The following is a 17,063-nucleotide window of genomic DNA, read 5'->3' as shown; positions in this document are numbered from 1 at the left end:
AACTAGTCCCTTCCTGCCAAGGTGTCGAAGTCCGGGAACCGCTCGGCGACCGGGCTTCCGGTGAAGCTGCCGACCCAGCCATCCTCCTCGTGGAAGAACCGGATGGCCACGAAGTCGGGGCGCGAGCCCATGTCGAACCAGTGCGTGGTGCCCGCGGGCACGCTCAGCAGGTCACCGGCCTCGCAGAGCACCGCGTACACATTGCCGCCGGCGTGCAGGTAGAACACCCCGGCGCCACGGGCGAAGAACCGGTCCTCAGCGTCGTCGTGGGTGTGCTCGGCCAGGAACTTCTGCCGGGCCTGTGCGGCCTTGGCCAGCCACTCCGGGTCGTCCGAGGGGTTCATCGACATCGCGTCGACCAGGATGTACCCCTCGGTGTCGATCACGTGCTTGACCTGCGGCGCGTACGCGGCCAGCACCTCGTCGGAGGTGGGCTGGGCGGGCAGGTCGAGCACCGGCCAGCGGTCGAACCGGACGCCGATCTGCTTGAGCTCGTCGGCGACCTCCTCACCGTCGCGGGTGCGCACCAGCGCGGTGGCCGGATCGTCGTCCGCCCACACCGTCAGCAACGTCATCATCGTCCCCTTTCCAGGGCGAACCTGAGCAGCCATTCCAGGCATTCGAGGCGGTGGCGGGCCTGCCGCAGGTCGTCGCCCCACACGTAGATGCCATGCCGGGCCACGATCAGCGCCGGGGTGTCGGCGCGGAAGCCGCGCTCGAACGCGTCGCCGAGCTCGCGCATGTCCTGGGAGTTCGGCACCACCGGAACGGTGAGCACGTCGTCGTGGGCGGCCCGACCGAATCCCTTGAGCATCTCCAGGTCGCTCAGCGGGACCCCGTCCGGCCACCGCTCGGCGGCCAGCACCGGGGCCAGCGCGTGCACGTGGACCACCGCACCGGCACCGGCGACCGCGGCGATCCGTGCGTGCAGGCCCGCTTCCGCGGACGCCTTGCCGCCGCCGACCGCCTCCCCCGCCCCGTCGACGACCACCACGTCCTGGGCGGTCAGCTCGCCCTTGTCCAGGCCACTCGCCGTGACCGCGAGCTGGAGCGGGAACCGTTGCAGCGTCACGGAAAGGTTGCCCGAGGTGCCACGCATCCACCCCATCGCCGCATAGCGGGCGGACTCGGCGGCCAGCTGGCGTCCGGCGTCCTCAACGGAGTACAGCACCGAGTCGAGGGTGGTTACCGTCCGATGTGGACCGAAGTCGGCGTTCACGTACGGCTCGCCTGGGCGCGCGACACCGACGGTCTGCCACCCCGCGGCGGCCGCCGCGTCCAGTTCCGCTGGCACGTCGGAGAAGAAGACGATCCGGCCCGGCTCGGCGTCCAGCGCGTCCGCGATCGATTTGTAGGACACGGTTTCCTGCTTGGGACCGGCGTTTACCGTGTCGAAGTGCCGGGCGAACAAGCCGGTGAGGTCGCCCTCGGTGGTGTGCGAGAACGCCGCGACCTGCCCGGTGACCGCCCCCGATGAGTAGATCGCGAGCCGCAGGCCGTTCTCCCGCCATGTCCGCAGGGTCGGCAGCACGTCCGGGAACAGCTCGAACGTCAGCTCCCCGTCCGCGTAACCGCGTTGCCAGATCAACCCCTGAACCGCCTTGAGCACGGGGACTTTCTCGTCGGCGTCCATCCAGCCGTGCAGGGCCGCCACAGCGTCGTCGGTCCCGGCCACCGAACGGATCTCCGCCACCAGTGGGTCATCGGGGTGTGCGTCGACCCATGGGCCGAGGCGGGGCCGGGCGTAGTCGTAGAGGACGATGCGGACCTGGCTGGTGGCGGCCGTCGTGCCTTCGATGTCCAGGACCACCCAGTCGGCGTCGATCACAGCTCCTCCTGGTGATAACCGGCCAGCGCGGCCGGGTCGAACGGGCCGCGGTCGGTGACCACAGTGGACACGAACCGCGGCGGCGTCACGTCGAACGCCGGATAGTGCCCTTGGATCGCTGGGTTCACCACGCCCGCCGCCGTCAGAACCTCAGCGCCCGCACGGTGTTCGATCGGCACGTCGGCCGCGGTGGGCGCGAACCGGTCGGGGGCATGCACCATCGCGAGGAACGGCACGCCGAACGAGCGGGCCGCGACCGCGAGCCCGAGCGTGCCGATCTTGTTGACCACGTGACCGTCCATGGTCACCCGGTCGGCAGCGGTGACCAGCGCGTCGACCTGCCCGGAGGCGAGCACCGCGGCGGCCATGTTGTCGGTGATCAGGGTCGTCTCGACGCCCATCTCGGCGAGGGTCTCGGCGGTGAGCCGCGCGCCCTGCAGGTAAGGACGGGTCTCGGTGCAGTAGAACCGGAACGTCTTGCCAGCCGCCTGAGCGGCCTCGACGAGCCCCACGAGATAAAGATCAGCCCAGCAATGCGTGAGCACACGGGCGTTGTCCGGCAACAACTTCGCCGCGTGCTCACCCAAAGCACGGCTGCGTGACCGGTACTCCTCATCGCCCGCGTGCGCACCGGCCAATGCGGAGCCTACCGGGTCACGTGAGTCCACAGTAGACAGAACGATCCGGACCGCTTCGCGCAGGCCGTTGTTGGTGGGCCGGGTCGCGACGATCCGCTCCCCCATGCCCACGATGTGCGCCATCGGGTCGGGCAGTTCCACCGCCTCGCGGGCGGCGAGCACCATGGCCCACAGGGCGGCGAAGTAGGGCCCCGAGGACTGGGTGACCATGTCCTCGATGGCTTTCGCGACATCCTCGGCCGTGGCGCAGTGCACCCATTCCCGGCGGGCGGGGAACACGCGCCGGTCGAGGATGTGCACGCCGTCGTCGGCGAGTCGCACGCTGTCGGCCAGGGTAGGCATCAGACGGCCCCAGCCGGGCTGCGCAGGGTCAAATAAGTTGGCGTCGGCGGGATCTCGCCTTCGGGAGCCTCGAAGACGACCTCGTCGCCGTCGCGGAAGACCTCCTTGAACCCGCCCATCCGGTAGGTCACGTACATCATCCGGTTGCGGTCGTTGGTCACGAAGTCCGCCTGCAGGCGCGCGCCCGCGGCGGCCGCGAGCCGCTGGATCTCGTTGAGCAGCACGGTTCCCACACCACGGGACATCACCCGGCACGACATCAGCAGCAGCTTGACCCGCCATGCTTCGCAACCCAGTTCGACCAGGGCGAGGCCGATCTTGCCGTACGAGCCGTACCGGTCGGTCAAATCCGCCAGCAGCAACAGGTGGTCGTCCGAGCGCTGAAGTTCTTCAAGCTCGGCATACGAGTACGTGCGGCCGGTGGTGTTGAGCTGATGGGTACGGACGGTCAGTTCCTCGGCACGCTTGAGGTCCTCGGTGGTGGCCGGCGCGATGGTGAACACCATGTCCAAAGTGGACAGGAACTCCTCGGACGTGCCGCCGAACTCCTCCTCGGCCTGGTCGCGTTCGATGCTCGCCTGGTACATGTGTCTGCGCCGGCGGGACTCCTCGGTCACGAAGGCGGGCTGGAAAGCGGGCAGCGACGGCAGATCGGCGACCTCGGTGGCGTCGAAGACCCGCACAGCCGGGAACCGGGAGGCGACCTCCTCGCGTTCGAACGGCTGGTCGTCGACGAACGCGAACGCGTCCGGGTTGAGGTTGAGCCGTTTCGTGATGGCCGCGACCGACTCGGCCTTGGAGCCCCAGTGGATCTGCGGGTACAGGAACAGGTCCGCGATGCCCAGCTCCTCGAGCTTGGCCCGCGCGGCCGCGGAGTCGTTGCGGCTGGCGATGGAATGCAGGATCCCGCGGCCGTCCAGCGTCCGCAGAACCTCCAGCACCTCCGGACGCGGACGCACCTCCGTGTCCTCAAGCAGAACACCGTCCCAGACCGTGTTGTCCAGGTCCCAGACCACGCACTTGACCGGCTTGGTGTCAGACATCACGGCTCACCTCCCTGCCGACATGAGTGCCTCGGGCAGGTCCGCCACCCGGTGGCGGTCCTGGCGGACCAGGTCGGCGATGACGACCTGCTGGATCTGGGTGCTGCCCTCGATGATCTCCATGACCTTGGCGTCCCGGAGGTACCGGGCGGCCGGGTGACCGTCGAAACAGCCTGCGGCGCCGTGGATCTGGACCGTCTCGCGGGCGGCCCGGTTGGCGGCGGTGGACGCGAAGTACTTGGCCATCCAGGTCGCCATCGGCGCCGCCAGGTCGTTGGTCTCGCGCAAAGCACCGGCCTGACGACACAGCAGCCGTGCCGCGGCCACCTCGGTAGCCATGTCGGTGAGCAACCGGCGGATCAGCTGGTGGTCCTTGATCAGCGACCCACCTTGCTCCCGGCGCCCGGTGTGCTCCAGCGACAGGTCCAGGCACGCCTGCGCGATGCCGACACAGCCCGAGGCGACGCTGTAACGACCGAACTCCAGCGCACTCGCCGCGACCGTCATGAACCCACGGTCCACCGGCCCGAGCACCGCGTCCGTGCCGACCCGGCAGCCCTCCAGGCGCACTTCGCCCATCAGGCCGCCGCGCGTGCCGAGCACACCGTCGATCGGGCTCACGTGCAGGCCCGGCGTGTCCCGCGGAACCAGGAAAGCCGTGATCCCGCCGAGAGTCCGTGCGAACACGAGCAGCACGTCGGCGATCAGGGCCATGCTGATCCACCGCTTGGTCCCGGTCAGCACGTACCCACCGGTCACCGGCGAGGCCAGCGTCTCCAGCGCGCTCGGGTCGCTGCCGGCGTTCTGCTCGCTCAACGCCAACACCCCGAGAATCTCGCCGCCGGCGAGCCGGGGCAGCAGATCCGCGCGCTGCGCGGGCGTGCCCCAGCGTTCGACCGCGCCAGCGACCATCCCGTGCACTGTCAGCAACGTACGCACCGACGAGCAGCCCCGCGCGACTTCCTCGTGCAGGATGCCGATACGCACAGCGTCGAACCCGCCGCCACCGTGCTCAGTGGACACTCCCGCGCCCAGGAACCCTTCGACTGCCAGGGCTTTCACCACGTCGACCGGCACGGCGCCGTCCTGGTCGATGTCGGCGGCGCGCGGTGCGACGACCCGGTTGACGAACTCGCGGAACCGGGCCGTGTCCGCATACCTGCCGGGCGGGGCGAGCGAGTCAGCCGACATGGCGCTCGACCAGCCCGGCGATCGAGTTGACGCTGCGGAAGTTGTCCCGCTCCAGGTCGTCGTTGCCGACCTGGATGGCGAACTCCTGCTCCACGAACAGGACCAGCTGCATGGCGAACAGCGAGTTCACCAGGCCGGCCTCGAAGATGTCCTCGTCGTCGGTCAGATCGCCGGGCAGGCGGGTACCGAGGAACGACCGGATCCGGGTCTTGGTGTCCAACATGTCAGGCTCCTTTAGGCCGTCAGTGCGTAGTCGTGGAAGCCCTTGCCGCTCTTGCGGCCCAGCAGGCCGGCGGCGACCATGGTGCGCAGCAGCGGGCAGGGCCGGTACTTCGAGTCGCCGAAGCGCTCGTGCAGCACTTCGAGGCTGTGCAGGATGGTGTCGACGCCGATCAGGTCGGCCGTGGCCAGCGGGCCCATCTCATGGCCGAAGCAGCCCTTGAACAGCTCGTCGATCGCCTCGGCGGAGGCGATGCCCTCGGCGCGGCAGAACACGGCCTCGTTGATGGTCAGCATCAGCACCCGGTTGGACACGAACCCCGGGGAATCCTTGACGCTGATGGACTTCTTGCCCATCGAGGCCAGCACCGACGTGACGGTCCCGATCGTGGCCTCGGTGGTGTGCCAGCCGGGGATCATCTCGACGACCGGCTTGAGCGGCACCGGGTTCATGAAGTGCACGCCGAGGACCTGCTGCGGGCGGGTCGTCAGGGCGGCCACATCGGTGATCGGGAAACAGGACGTGTTGACCACGAAGATGGTCGCGGGCTCACAGATGCGATCCAGCTCGCGGTAGACGGCCTGTTTGGCGGCCCACTTCTCCGAGACGTTCTCGATCACCACGCTCGCCGTGGCGAGATCGTTGAGGTCCTGGGTGAAGGTGATCCGGCTCAGCACCTCGTCGGGCGAGTACGAGGGCAGGTCCGGGCGGACGATCCGCTGGAAGCGCACCGCGCGGCCAATCTCCGTCCGGGCCCGGTCCAGGGCCCCGGCCGAGATGTCCACCAGGACGACCTTGTGCTCGGCCTGGGACAGGTTCTGTGCCACACCCATCCCGATCGTGCCGGCCCCGACCACGCCGATCATGAGTTCACTCCCTTGAGTCGCGTCCAGTCGATGTCCAGGCCGGCGATCCAGAGCCGGCCGAGTGAGGTGAGCAGCCCGGTCGTCTCCTGCCCCGCCGTGGCCAGGCTCGGCTGAACCCGTGCGAGCCGCGGCCGGTCACAGGCCGGGTGGTGGCGGGCGTACGAGGACAGCCCTTCGCCCGGTCCCAGCTCGATCGCCACCGGGTCGACGTCCTGCCACAGCGCGCCGAGCCCGTTCATCAGCTCGACCGTCTGGGACAGGTGCTTGGCCCAGTACCCGGGATCGGTGGCGTCCTCGGCGGTGATCCAGGTGCCGGAAACGTTGGAGATGTAGGGAATCGCCGGGTCGTTCAGCCGGACGTTGGTGCGGATCCACTCGGTCAGCTCCGCCCCGAGCGGCCGCATCGCGCGGGTGTGGAACCCGTGGTGCGCGCCGACTCGCTGGAACGCGACCCCGGCCTCGGTCAACCGTCGCTCCACATCGGACACCGCCGGAGCGTGTCCGCCGATGACTGTCTGATATGGACTCGTCACAGCGGCCACGTCGAGGTCGTCGCCGAGCCACAGAGTGATCTCGTCCCGCGGCAGGGCGACGGCGAGCATGCCGCCGGGCGGCAGCTGTTCGATCCGCTGAGCACGCCACCAGACCAGCCGCAGCGCGTCCGTCAGAGACATCACTCCGGCCACGCATGCGGCGACGTACTCGCCGAGGCTGTAGCCGATCATCGCCGCGGGTTCGATGCCCCAGCTGCGAATCAGCTCGGTCAGCGCGTACTCGACGACGAACGTTCCGGGCTGCCCAAGCCGGGTGGTGGCCAGCGGGCCTTGCGGCACCGTGCGGGCCTGCATCATCGAGCGCAGGTCCCGTTCGGGCGCAGCTTCCACCGGCTGGATCAGCAGGTCGCGCAGGTCGCAGCCCTCGGCCTCCAGCACCGACGTGCAGCAGTCGACCGCGTTGCGGAACACCGCTTCGGTTTCGTAGAGCGCCGCGGCCATGCCCGGGTACTGGTCGCCGACACCGCTGAGCAGGAACGCCACCGGGCGCCGAGCCGCCGGGTACTTGCCTTCCAGGCCACGGCCCTTCCGCAGAGCCGCTGTCGCAGCTTCGACGTCTGCGCAGGCCAAAGCTCCGCGGTACGGGCCGTGCGCTGTGCGCTGTGACTCGAAAGCCAAGTCCGGCAGGGACTTTGTCGTCAGCTGGCCGAGGACTGCCTGCCGTGCGGCGGGAAGCTCTGCCGCGCTCGCCGCCGACCACACCAGCAGCTCGGCCGGGCGCAGGCGGGCCAACACCTCAGTCATTGCGAGCCCCCTCCAGGACGAGCCCGAGCTGGTCGAGAACGAACCGCTGCACGGCAGCCCGGTCGTTCGCCACGTTGAAGTGCCCCTCACCGATCACACGGGTCGTGCACTCCCCCGAGGTCAGCGATGCCCAACCAGCGAGGGCGCTTTCCGGCACGTAGTAGTCCCCGGCGCCGCTCAGCGCGGAGATGTCACAGCGCAGCGGCGGGTGGCCAGGCCAGGTGTATGTTTCGCACGCGGCGAAGTCCGCCCGCAGGATCGGCAGCAGCATCAGCAACAGTTCTTCGTTGTTCCACACCGAGTCCGGGATACCGCCGTAGCCACGGCGGACCTCGGCGAGGAATTCGGTGTCCGGCAGGTGTGCGACGTGCGGTTCGTCGCCGGGTGCATGCGGCGCCGGTGAGCCCGACGCGAACAGGTGCTCAGGTTCCAGCAACTGGGCCACTTCGTACGCGACGAGCGCGCCCATGCTGTGCCCGAACAACGCCAACGGCCTGTCCTGCAACGGTTGCGCCGCAGTGGCCACTTCGGACGCGATCAGCCGCAGGTCGTCGACCGGTGCTTCGCCGAAGCGGGCCTCCCGGCCGGGCAGGTTCACCAGGCACACCTCGACCGCGGGCGCCAACTCGGTGAGCCAGCGGGCGTAGAACGACGGGCCCGCGCCCGCGTGCGGGACACAGAGCAGCCGGAGCCGGGCGCCAGGCACCGGTTTGGGTCGCCGGATCCACTCGCTCATGACACGGCCCGCACGGCGTCACCGACGGTCAACGACTCGAGCGCGTTGCACAGCCGCGCGAGCTCGTCGACGGAGTTGTAGTAGTGCACCGAGACCCGCAGCAGGCTGCTGATCCCCCGGCGTTTCATGTCAACGCAGGCCGCGTTGGACAGGCATACCCACGTGTTGATCCCGGCTCGTTGCAGCTCCGCGCGAACCAGTTCGGCGGCATGGCCGTGCACGGTCAACGCGATCGTCCCGCAGCGCTCGCGGCCGCGATCCTCCACGGTGATGCCAGGGATTCCCATGAGGTCCTGGCGTAAGTCCGAGGACAGCGACCGGATCCGGCGCCAAGTGTTCTCAATACCCCACGACAGCGCGTAATCGACGGCGACGCCCAGGCCGATGCGGGCGGCGGCGTTGGTCTCCCAGGTGTCGAACCGGCGGGCGGCGGGCGCGAACCGGTAGCCGTCACCGATCCACTCGACACCGTCCAGGCCGACCGCGCCCGGCAACAGCTTCTCCGCGAACTCGCGCCTGGCGTAAAGGAATCCGGTGCCGCGCGGGCCACGCAGGAACTTGCGGCCACAGCCGACCAGCAGGTCACAGCCGATGTCACGGACGTCGACCGGCAGCTGCCCGATCGACTGGCTGGCATCGACCAGGTAGGGGATGCCGAACTCGCGGGCGACCCGGCCGATCGCGGCCACCGGGTAGATCAGGCCGTCGTGCATGGGCACGTGGGTCATCGCGATCAGCTTCACCCGCTCGTCGACCCGGTCGCGCAGCACCTCGGGGTCGACCAGGCCGTCCCCGTCGACCGGGAGCACCTCCAGCTGGAAGCCCTCGCGCCGGGACAGGTGCAGGAACGCCAGGTAGCTGCTGCCGTACTCCATCGGCGAGATCAGCACCCGGTCACCGGGGCCGAGCGGGATGCTCGACAGCGCCGCGCCCCACGCCCGGGTGGCGCTCTCGAACATCGCGATCTCTTCGGTGTGGCAGTTCAGCAGCTGGGCGACCGCGTTGTGGCCGCGTTCGACGGCCTCGCGGGACCGCTCGGCGGCCTCGTAGGGGCCCAGCTCCGACTCCAGCCTCAGGTGACCGGTCACCGCGTCGATCACCGGCCTCGGGGTGAGGCTGGCGCCCGCGTTGTTCAGGTGGGCCACGTATTTCACGCCCGGCGTGTCCGCCCGGGCCCGGATCAGGTTGATGTCCATGTCAGCTCGTCTCGTCGCGGTTAACCGGCCAGATAACGCAGCGCTTGACGGCCGGCGTCGCGCTCGGCGTCCCGCTGTTCGGTGACCACCTGCCAGCCGGCCTCGGCCAGGTCGGCGAACGTCCGGCGGCCCCACAGCCGGGTGATCGGCACCTTCACCCGGATGCGGTTCTCCCAGCGCGCCAACGCCTCCAGGAAGGTCAGCGAGTCGCAGCCGATCGCCAGCAGCTCGTCGTCGTCCTCCAGGTCGGCCAGACCGACCAGCTCGCCGACGATCTGCTTGAGGTGCTCGCACAGCTCGGCCTCATCGGCGACGGCTTCGGTGCCTTGGGGCTCATCGGTTTCACTGGGCCGCAGCAGCCGCCGGACGCGGTCGATGCGCTCCGCCAACGGAACCGTCGACACCACCAGCCTCGCGTGCCCGGCGGACACGATCGACCCCAGCAGCCCGGTCGCCTGGTCCAGACCCATCGCGGTCTGGGTGGCGGCCGTCGCCCCGAGGCCGCCACCAGAGTCGTCGAACCGCCAGACATCCCAGTCGACGCTCACCCACGGCGCCCCATGCGCGGCGCGCCATTCCGTGTAGGCGTCGAGGTAACGGTTGGCGGCCGTGTACACGCCGAAGGTGATGCCGCCGAGGACGGCGCTCAGGCTGGAGCAGACCAGGCCGAAGTCCAACGGCTGTGCGCGGGTGACCCGGTCGAGGACCTTCAACCCGGCCACCTTGGGGTGCAACATGTCCTGGGCTCGGTCGGCGGAAGTGTCGGCGATGAAAGCGAAATCGCCCGCGGTGCCGGCCGCGTGCACGACACCGTTGATCGGGCCCCAGCGTTCGTTGATCTCGGCGACCACTTCGGCCATCCGGAGTTCGTCAGCGATATCCGCGCTGAACGTGAGCACCTCCGCGCCCAGCTCTTTGGAGTTGACGCCGTTGCGGGACACCAGGGCGATCCGGGTCGCGCCCGACGCCACGAGGTGTTCGGCGATGGCCTGGCCCATCCGGCCCGACCCGCCCGCGATCAGATAGACACCGCCCGGCCGGACCGGCATGGCGTAACCGCCGGACTCGATCTGGGTGAAGCCCGGGACGTACCGGTCGGCGCCGCGGTAGGCGATTTCGGGATCCTCGGCCGGGGTCGCCATCTCGGCCAGCAACTGGGCCGTGACCGTGGTCGGGCTTGTTCCGGCGGCGAAGTCGATCGCTTGGCAGCGCCAGCCCGGGTACTCCTGGGGCACCACCTGGCACAGGCCGAGCAGGGCAGCCGCGTCCGGGTTGAGTGCCGTGACGTCGCCGACGGGCTGGGCGTTCTCGGTGACCACCCACAGCTCTGGGGACTGTTCGGCCTTAGTAAGTGCCTGGACGAGGGCGAGCGTGTGCAGAACGCCTTCGCCCCCCAGGTGCACGACCTTCGTGACCTGGCCTGCGGTGTCCACGAGGCGGGCCAGGTCGGCGGCATCGCCGGGCCGGACTCGCACCACGCCGTCGGTCGCGTCGAACTCAGTGCCCAGTTCGACCGCCAGGACCATCAGCCCGGCTGCGCTGAGTTCTGCTCGCACAACGCCGTCCCCGTCTCCCAGGACCAGGCAGACGCCGTCGGTCTGGGAGATGTCGCCCGGGTGGTGCGGCCGGGGCAGAGCGGTTCTGGTCCACTCCTGGCGGTAGAGCCAATTCTCGACCGGTTCCTGCTCCTCGCGCCGAACCTCAGCCGTCTCGGCTTCGATGACCGGGACCCACAGTTCTTCGCCCTGCCAAGGGTAAGTCGGTAGTGACAGACGCTGACGGCGCTGGCCCGCGTACTGCCCGACCCAGTCCACTTCGGACCCGTCCACCCATTGCCGGGCGATCGGGCTCCGCTCGGCGTCACCGGTCAATGCGTTGATCAGTTCCTCGATCGAGGACACTTCCGCGGCCCACCGGCGAGGCTGGGGCTTGCGGCCGGTCGCCAGGGTGAACGCGAGATCCGCGAGGTTGACATCGGTGTGTCCGGTGAGCCAGGCGTGCAGGCGCTCACGGATCAGGCGCAGGGCGTCGTCGGTGCGGGCCGACAGCACGATGGTCTGCGGTGCGGTTGTCCGCTCTGCGGGTTCGGGCGTGGGAGGTTCTTCGACGATCAGGTGGACGTTCGTACCGCCCATGCCGAAGTTGCTCACCCCGGCCCGGCGCGGGCCGTCCGGCCACGGCCTGGCGGAAGTGTTGACGTAGAAGGGAGAGTCCGCGAAGTCGATGTCCGGGTTGGGGTCGCCGAAGTCCGGTGCGGGCGGGATCTCGCCGTGCTTGACCGACAGGATCGCCTTGAGCAGTCCGGCCATCCCGGAGGCGTACCCGAGGTGTCCGACGTTCGCCTTCACCGACGTGAGCGCGCAGAACCCGGACTCCTGCGTGTGTTCGCGATAGGCCTTCGTCAGGGCGCGGACCTCGATCGGGTCGCCGACGGCCGTGCCGGTGCCGTGCCCCTCGATCATCCCGATCGACTCGGCCGGCACACCGGACGCGGCCAGCGCGGTGCTGATCGCGGCGGACTGCCCTTCGACCCCGGGTGCGGAGAAGCCTGCCTTGGCCTTGCCGTCGTTGTTGATCCCACCGGCGCGAATCACGGCGTGGATGTGGTCGCCGTTGGCCAATGCGTCCGACAACTTGCGCAGGATGACGACTCCGACGCCATCGCCTTCGACATAGCCGGTTCCGCGGTCGTCGTAGGCCCGCGTGTGGCCGTCGGCGGACAGGATGAACCCGTCCTGCTGTTCGTAGGCAAGGGTTTCGTGGCAGCGGATGTTGACCGCACCGGCGAGCGCCATGTCGACGCGTCCACTTCGGACGGCCTCGGCGGCCAGATGCACGGCGACAAGCGATGACGAACAAGCAGTGCGGACGCTCAGGCTCTCCCCGGTCAGGCCGAGCTTGTAGGAGATGCGGGTGGACAACGTGTCCGGCGCGTTGGACAGCTCGACGAGGAGCCGTTCGGCGGCCGAGTGGGCGCCGAACTCGCGGCCTTCGCGGTAGGAGTTCGGGCCGGCGGCCGTGTAGACGGCGACCTTGCCGGTGAACCGGAGCGGGTCGTAGCCCGCCTCCTCCATCGCGCTCCACGCGTGTTCCAGCAGCAACCGGTGTTGCGGGTCAAGGACTTCGGCCTCCCGGCGGGGCAGGCCGAAGAACTCGTAGTCGAAGCGGCGCACGTCGTCCAGCACGCCCCGGGCGTGGATCCAGCGGCGGCCCTGCTGCTCGTCCTCGACGATCATCGGGGTGCCGAAGGTGATCGACTCCTTGCCGGCGCGGAGGTTCGCCCAGAACTCGTCCAGATCGTTCGCCCCAGGCATGGTCGCCGCCATGCCGATCACTGCGATCGGTTCTTGCGTGGTCGCTGCCGTTTGATCGGTCACTGCCGTACTCCCGAGATCGACTTGGCCAGAAGGCGGACCGTGGGGTGCTCGTAGAGCGCCGTCGCCGGCAGCCGGGCGCCCAGCTCCTGCTGGATGCGCCGCTGGAGCACCGGGACGGCCAGCGAGGTGCCGCCCAGGTCGAAGAAGTTGTCGTCCATGCCCACCGAGGGCACCTTGAGCAGGTCCGTCCAGACCGCCGCGATAGCCGTCTCCAGGTCGGAGGCCGCGGCCACGAACTGGACGCCGAGGTCGAGCCGATCGGCGGTGGTGTTCGCGCGCAGCGCGTTGCGGTCGAGTTTTCCGTGCTGGGTCAGCGGAAGCGTGTCCAACCGGAAGTAGTCGGAGGGGATCATGTACTCGGGCAGGGACACCGCGAGCTTCTGCCGCAGGTCGGCGACCGTCGTCTGTCCTACTGGGACGATGAACGCGACCAGGACCCCGGCGCGGTCGACCACCGCGGCCTGCCGGACCTCGGGCAGTTCCGCCAGGGCCGACTCGATCTCGCCCAGCTCGACCCGGTTGCCGCGGATCTTCACCTGGTCATCGGTCCGGCCCAGCACCTGAACCAGGCCGCCCGGCAGAATCCGTGCCAGGTCACCCGACCGATACAGCCGTGCGCCGGTCCCGGCCGGGTCGGGCACGAACGCGGCCGCGGTCAGGTCCGGCCGGTTGTGGTAACCGCGAGCCAGCGCGTCACCGCCGAAGTACAACTCCCCCGTCCCGCCTTCAGCCACCGGGCGGAGGTGCTGATCCAGCAGGTGGACCTCGGTGCCGGGCATGGCTTTGCCGACAGGCGGCGGTGAATGTGTCAGGTCCTCGGCCTCGAACTGGTGGCAGCACACGAAGACACCGGCCTCGGTGGGACCATAACCGTTGGCGAACCGGGCGTCGCTGTTCTGCATGGCCCGAGCGACATGCGGGCTGGAGAGGACCTCGCCGCCGACCACGAACTGACGGACACCAGTCCCGTCAAGGAGGTTCTCGTCGACCATCTGGTTGAACAGCGTCGGGGTGAGCCAGAGCGTCGTGACTCCGTTGCGGCGGACGGTGTCGGCGATCAGCTCGGCCGAGACCCGTTGCCCGGGCAACAGAACGAGCGTTCCGCCGTTGGCAAGGCAGCCGAAGATCTCGAACACCGACGCGTCGAACGACAGCGGGCACGACTGCAGGAAGGTCTCCCCCGCGTCGAAGTAGATCCCGGGCCGCACAATGCGTTCGGCGGATCGGTGCGGCACGGCGACACCCTTCGGGGTGCCGGTGGTGCCGGACGTGTAGATCACGTACGCGAGATTGTCATCAGTGGCGCGGTTTTCCGGCACGATCGTGGTGGGGAGTGCGTCAACCGGGACCCGCGTGCCGGTGAACCCGGGCAGCGCGTCGCCGTCGGTGACCAGGACCGTGGCTCCGGAGTGGGCGAGCATGAACTCCAGCCGGTCGGCCGGATGCCCGACCCACAGCGGCAGATACGCCCCGCCCGCCTCGAGGATGCCGAGGATCCCGACGAGCATGTCGATCGAGCGCGGCAGGTGCAGGCCGACCACCACGTCCGGCCCGACGTTGTGCTCCCGCAGCGCCGCGGCCAGCCGGACCGACCGGGTTCGCAACTGCCCGTAGGTGATCGACTGATCGCCTTGCACCGCGGCGATCACGTCCGGCGCGGCGTCCGCGTGGCGCGCGAACAGCTCGTGCAGGCACCGGGTGGACAGGTCGTTCATGCGCCCTCCTTGTCTGTGCGGCGCACGGCAACCACGAGGTTGACCGCCGCGAGGCTGGACAGTGCCGCGAGGATCAGCAGGGTGGTGGCCAGGCCGAGGCGGTCCATGGCCACGCCCCCGGCCAGGAAGCCGAGCGGTCCGGCGATGTTGCTGATGGTGATCACCGACTGGATCACCTTGGCCCGGACCTCGCCGGGGAACCGGGTGGCCAGGATGCTGAAGAACGGCGCGTTGGACAGCGGCAGCGCGGCCGCCGACACCGCCAGCGCCACAACGAGAACACCCGCGGGCGCGGGTGTCAGGAGTGTCCACAAGGGAAGAACCAGCTGGACCGCGGACAACGCCATCAGCTTGGCGGGCGAGAACCTGTTCGCCACCAGGTAGCTGATCAGCGAGCCGAGCAGGGCTCCAGCGCCGAAGCCCGCGACGAGCAGGCCGCCCACTCCCGCGTTCCCACCGAACCGGTCGAACGCCAGCAGTGGCAACGCGATCCCGAGGATCCGCAGCAGAAACCCGAACGTGACGGTGGAGACCATCACGGGCCGCATGAAGTCGTCGGCCAGCAACGCTCGGACACCGGCCAGGACGCTCGTGCGGGCCTTGGCCGGCGGGGCGTCCCCGGCGCCGCGCGGCACGAACCGCCACAACAGCAGGCACGACACCGCGAAGCTCCCGGCGTCGAACCACAACACGTTCTGCGCGCCCATCAGCCAGATCAGCAGGCCCGCCACGGCCGGTCCGGCGAACGAAGCGGCGTTGAAACACCCTTCCAGCACGCTGTTCGCGCGAGTGAGCGCCTTCGGGTCGGCACCGGCGAGTTCACCGGCCAAGACCCGTTGCGCGGCAAAGTAGGGCACCCCCAGCACGCCGACCGCGGCGACGATCACCATCAGCGCGGGAAGGCCGAGCATGTCCATTGAGGACAGGACGGGCACCAGCGCGATCAGCGGCGCCCTGGCCGCGTCGGCCACCAGCATGGTCCGCCGGGCGCCGAACCGCTGGATCACCTCCCCGCCCGCGAACCCGAGCACCGCCATCGGCAGCACCTGCACGGCGAACACCAGCCCCGTCCAGGTCGCCGACCCGGTGGTGGCCAGGATCAGCCAGGGCAGTGCGAGCAACGTCATCTGCGTGCCGAACGCCGACGCCCCGCACGCGACGTACATCGCGCCCAGCGCCGGACGGGCCCGCACCACCTCCGGGGGCTCGGTGATTCCGGTTGTGTCCACTTAGGTCTCCCACGGTTCGGGGCGTCCAGTACGACTCAGCCTGGTATCCAGGCCGTCCAGCCGACAGGGAAGCGGCGGCAGGGGTACGGGTTGCGTGTTTGTCCCTAGATCAAGCCCGTGCGAATAGCGCTGGCCACCGCCTGGGCCCGGTTACGCACCTGCAGACGGGCCATCAGCTCGTAGATGGCGTTCTTCACGGTGTGCTCCGAGCAGGACAGCATCGTGGCGATCTCGCCGTTGCCGTGCCCATCGGCCATCAACCGCAGCACACTGGTCTGGCGCGCGGTGAGCGGGATCGCGCCGGTGTCGGCGGCGAGTGGCTGTTTCTTCCTGCTGGCGGCGCCGAGCATGCGCATGAGCACGGAATACGGCATCCGGCCGTCGCCGTGCCGGGCCGAGCGCACCGCCGCGACCAGCCGCGCGGGTGTCGCCGCGTCGGCGGCGAGCAGTGTCCGGACGCCCAGCCTGGCCGCGCGCAGGACCGCCTCGGGGGCGAACCGTTCGGCGACGATCACCGTTCCCGCGCCTGAGCCGCGGTGACACGTGTCGATCGCACGGTCGACCGTGTCGGTGACCACCAAGGTCACGGTGTCCGCGGCGGGCCGGGCGGCGAGACCCACCCCGGCCAGGCGGAGCTTGCCCAGCACCTCGTCCCGCGCCGGCCCCATCACGTGGACCTCCAGCTCGTCGGGCGCCTCGCGTCGAGGCGGGCCGACGGGGACCGGGCTGGGCCCGTCCGTGCTCAGCTCCGCCGCGCCCTGGGCCACGACGTGGTCGAAGATGTCCGGCGGCAGGGTGCAGTCGCCCATGTCCGCGGTCAGCACGGCCCGCACGAGCCGGTCCGCACCGGCCTCACGGCGCCGCAGCAGACCCCGGGCGCCCGCCGCGATGGCGTAGAGCGTCTCGGTCGCCGCGAGCTCGGTCGCGACGATCACCACCTCCGGCCGTGCGGGGGTGTCCCGCACCCGCCGGATCAGCTCGACCTCCTGGTGCCCCAGCCTGCCGACCAGGACCACGGCCACCCTCGCGGGCTCCCCTGGCCCCACCACCTCGACATCCGGGCTGCTCTCCAGGGCGCTGATGGCGCCCGCGTGCAACATCGGGTCCAGCGCCACGACGCTGACCGGAACCGGCTGCCCCATGAAGTCCCCACCTTTCAACCTCGTCCAGGCTGGTTGAGAACAATGGGTAGCCTCGCGCCGATCATGGGGCGCCCGCATCGGGCGCCACCCCGCACATTCACACCCCGCGAAAAATCTCGATCATGCTGGTCGACCACCATCCCGCGACCCACCCACCACGCACAGACACCCACTCCACCCGCACAAATGTGGGTGGTATACCCACATGACTTTGACCAGCCACGATGGCACCGTGCGCACGC

The 17,063-nt window shown here is 69.6% G+C and carries 14 protein-coding genes and 1 pseudogene; all 15 read right to left on the bottom strand.

Annotated features, from left to right (window positions below; all coding sequences use genetic code 11):
• Positions 1-2: 2 nt before the first annotated feature.
• The 15 genes and pseudogenes from AB0J95_RS12985 to AB0J95_RS12915 all read right to left on the bottom strand — a co-directional run bounded on the left by AB0J95_RS12985 (position 3) and on the right by AB0J95_RS12915 (position 16,821).
• Complete coding sequence (locus tag AB0J95_RS12985) at positions 3-575, bottom strand: cupin (RefSeq protein ID WP_364756542.1); 573 nt, start codon at positions 573-575, stop codon at positions 3-5.
• Complete coding sequence (gene mtnB / locus AB0J95_RS12980) at positions 575-1,168, bottom strand: methylthioribulose 1-phosphate dehydratase (RefSeq protein WP_364757191.1); 594 nt, start codon at positions 1,166-1,168, stop codon at positions 575-577. Before mtnB ends, AB0J95_RS12985 begins: the two co-directional genes overlap by 1 nt.
• A gap of 9 nt (positions 1,169-1,177) precedes the next feature.
• Positions 1,178-1,828: pseudogene (mtnC, locus tag AB0J95_RS12975) on the bottom strand (acireductone synthase); the annotation flags it as partial.
• Entirely contained in the window at positions 1,825-2,808 is a 984-nt protein-coding gene (locus AB0J95_RS12970) for a methylthioribose-1-phosphate isomerase (protein ID WP_364756540.1), read from the bottom strand. The pseudogene mtnC and the gene AB0J95_RS12970, both read right to left, overlap by 4 nt.
• Positions 2,808-3,851 (bottom strand): HAD-IIIC family phosphatase, encoded by a 1,044-nt coding sequence (locus tag AB0J95_RS12965; protein ID WP_364756537.1) that lies wholly within the window; start codon positions 3,849-3,851, stop codon positions 2,808-2,810. The genes AB0J95_RS12970 and AB0J95_RS12965 overlap by 1 nt, the downstream gene beginning before the upstream one ends.
• 6 nt (positions 3,852-3,857) lie before the next feature.
• Positions 3,858-5,042, bottom strand: coding sequence for an acyl-CoA dehydrogenase family protein (locus tag AB0J95_RS12960; RefSeq protein ID WP_364756535.1), 1,185 nt, complete (start codon positions 5,040-5,042; stop codon positions 3,858-3,860).
• Entirely contained in the window at positions 5,032-5,265 is a 234-nt protein-coding gene (locus AB0J95_RS12955) for a phosphopantetheine-binding protein (protein ID WP_364756532.1), read from the bottom strand. The genes AB0J95_RS12960 and AB0J95_RS12955 overlap by 11 nt, the downstream gene beginning before the upstream one ends.
• 11 nt (positions 5,266-5,276) lie before the next feature.
• The gene (locus AB0J95_RS12950) at positions 5,277-6,128 is read right to left on the bottom strand and encodes a 3-hydroxyacyl-CoA dehydrogenase NAD-binding domain-containing protein (RefSeq protein WP_364756529.1); all 852 of its coding nucleotides are present in this window, start codon (positions 6,126-6,128) and stop codon (positions 5,277-5,279) included.
• Positions 6,125-7,426, bottom strand: a complete 1,302-nt coding sequence (locus tag AB0J95_RS12945) for an acyltransferase domain-containing protein (RefSeq protein ID WP_364756526.1) — start codon at positions 7,424-7,426, stop codon at positions 6,125-6,127. The genes AB0J95_RS12950 and AB0J95_RS12945 overlap by 4 nt, the downstream gene beginning before the upstream one ends.
• Positions 7,419-8,162, bottom strand: a complete 744-nt coding sequence (locus AB0J95_RS12940) for an alpha/beta fold hydrolase (RefSeq protein ID WP_364756523.1) — start codon at positions 8,160-8,162, stop codon at positions 7,419-7,421. The genes AB0J95_RS12945 and AB0J95_RS12940 overlap by 8 nt, the downstream gene beginning before the upstream one ends.
• Positions 8,159-9,358, bottom strand: a complete 1,200-nt coding sequence (locus tag AB0J95_RS12935; RefSeq protein WP_364756520.1) for an aminotransferase class V-fold PLP-dependent enzyme — start codon at positions 9,356-9,358, stop codon at positions 8,159-8,161. Before AB0J95_RS12935 ends, AB0J95_RS12940 begins: the two co-directional genes overlap by 4 nt.
• A gap of 20 nt (positions 9,359-9,378) precedes the next feature.
• Positions 9,379-12,735, bottom strand: a complete 3,357-nt coding sequence (locus AB0J95_RS12930) for an SDR family NAD(P)-dependent oxidoreductase (protein WP_364756517.1) — start codon at positions 12,733-12,735, stop codon at positions 9,379-9,381.
• Positions 12,732-14,450 (bottom strand): non-ribosomal peptide synthetase, encoded by a 1,719-nt coding sequence (locus AB0J95_RS12925; RefSeq protein ID WP_364756514.1) that lies wholly within the window; start codon positions 14,448-14,450, stop codon positions 12,732-12,734. Before AB0J95_RS12925 ends, AB0J95_RS12930 begins: the two co-directional genes overlap by 4 nt.
• Positions 14,447-15,679 carry an MFS transporter gene (locus tag AB0J95_RS12920; RefSeq protein WP_364756512.1) on the bottom strand — a complete coding sequence of 411 codons (1,233 nt, stop codon included), beginning with the start codon at positions 15,677-15,679 and terminating at the stop codon, positions 14,447-14,449. The genes AB0J95_RS12925 and AB0J95_RS12920 overlap by 4 nt, the downstream gene beginning before the upstream one ends.
• Positions 15,680-15,783: 104 nt before the next feature.
• Positions 15,784-16,821, bottom strand: a complete 1,038-nt coding sequence (locus tag AB0J95_RS12915; protein WP_364756509.1) for a LuxR C-terminal-related transcriptional regulator — start codon at positions 16,819-16,821, stop codon at positions 15,784-15,786.
• Positions 16,822-17,063 lie beyond the last annotated feature (242 nt).

The sequence above is a fragment of the Actinocrispum sp. NPDC049592 genome, from assembly GCF_040675465.1.
In the GTDB taxonomy this organism is placed as follows: Bacteria; Actinomycetota; Actinomycetes; order Mycobacteriales; family Pseudonocardiaceae; genus Kibdelosporangium.
The sequence above is the reverse complement of the archived record's forward strand: the minus strand, read 5'-3'. Positions and strand labels throughout refer to the sequence as shown.